This is a genomic window from Lactobacillus taiwanensis DSM 21401, from assembly GCF_001436695.1.
GTDB lineage: Bacteria > Bacillota > Bacilli > Lactobacillales > Lactobacillaceae > Lactobacillus > Lactobacillus taiwanensis.
The window spans coordinates 1-1,172 of sequence record NZ_AYZG01000006.1; the positions used below are offsets into that span (position 1 = coordinate 1).

A 1,172-nucleotide genomic window follows, 5' to 3' on the forward strand; every position below is an offset into this window, starting at 1 on the left:
TTTTGAGTGAAGCAGATGAATAATCTGCTTTTCATCTTTGTTTTTGATAGCAGTCCTAAAGTCCTGCATAACCCAATATGTGTTTTCGAGATCTTTATTACAGTCTAGGCCGTCTAAAACAACATGCTCTTGAGTCAAATAGTCTTTAAAATGCCAGTCATAGTAAGGCGTCTGTTTATTGAGCTTGTCATATTTCATGAGATAGAGCTTCCAGGTAGATTTTAAGAGCTTGTATTCACGGCTTTGTTTCTTAAATTGTTTCATAGTCTGAACACGCAAGCTGTTAAAAGATCTGGTGAGCATTTGAACCATGTGGAAACGATCAATGACAATCTGGGCATTTGGAAAAAGCTCTCTAGCAACGATTGGATAATAGCAGTTAAGATCCATGGTGACTGTCTTAACCATAGCCCGAGCTTTAGGAGTAAACTTATAAAAGTAGTGCAAGATTTCAGGCTTAAAACGTGTTCTAAGGATTTGGACTACTTGATGAGAATCGCCATCTAAACAGATAAAGTGCAGCTTCTTGCCAACGCCTTTAAATTCATCAAAAGCTAAATGCTCAGGAAGCTGATCTAAATCATCGTAGAACTTAGAAGAACAAGATTCTAAGACTCTTTGAACCGTATTAACTGATAGGTTATGCTCACGAGCAATACTGGTCATAGAGCGATCTTCTGTAAGAGCAGCTAAGACCTTACGTTTAGATGCATTAGAAATGTGGCAATATTTATTAACAAGGTTAGACTGAGCCATAGATCTTTTAAGGCAGTCATTGCAAAGAACACGCTGCTTTTTAAGTCGGATAGTAACAGGATGGCTAGCATCAGCAGTAATAAAGCGCACGTTAGAAGTATAGTGACCATTATGCTTAAGATTATTGGAATGGCAGTAAGGACAAGCAGGCTGAATAAGCTCGGCTTGATAAACGCTATGATATTTGCCGTTAATATATTTTTTAAAATAATCAGAAAAAACAATATTAGGGTCTTCAATATTGAGATGAAATTTAATACAATCATTGTTAGAGGACATAAGCAATCACCTTTATTCTTTAGAGTGGAATCAGAAGATTTAATGCAGTGAGGCTTATGGCCTCTTTCTTTATGCAATAAAAAAATCCTGTCGATAGAATATCATAGATATCCATCAACAGGATTTATTATAGAGCC

Annotated in this window: 1 protein-coding gene; it reads right to left on the bottom strand. The window is 36.3% G+C overall.

Going from position 1 to position 1,172, the window contains the following annotated elements; genetic code table 11:
* Positions 1-1,035, bottom strand: a 1,035-nt coding sequence (locus FD18_RS01790) for an ISL3 family transposase (protein WP_057718273.1), incomplete at its 3' end; no start/stop codon positions are given.
* Positions 1,036-1,172: the final 137 nt, after the last annotated feature.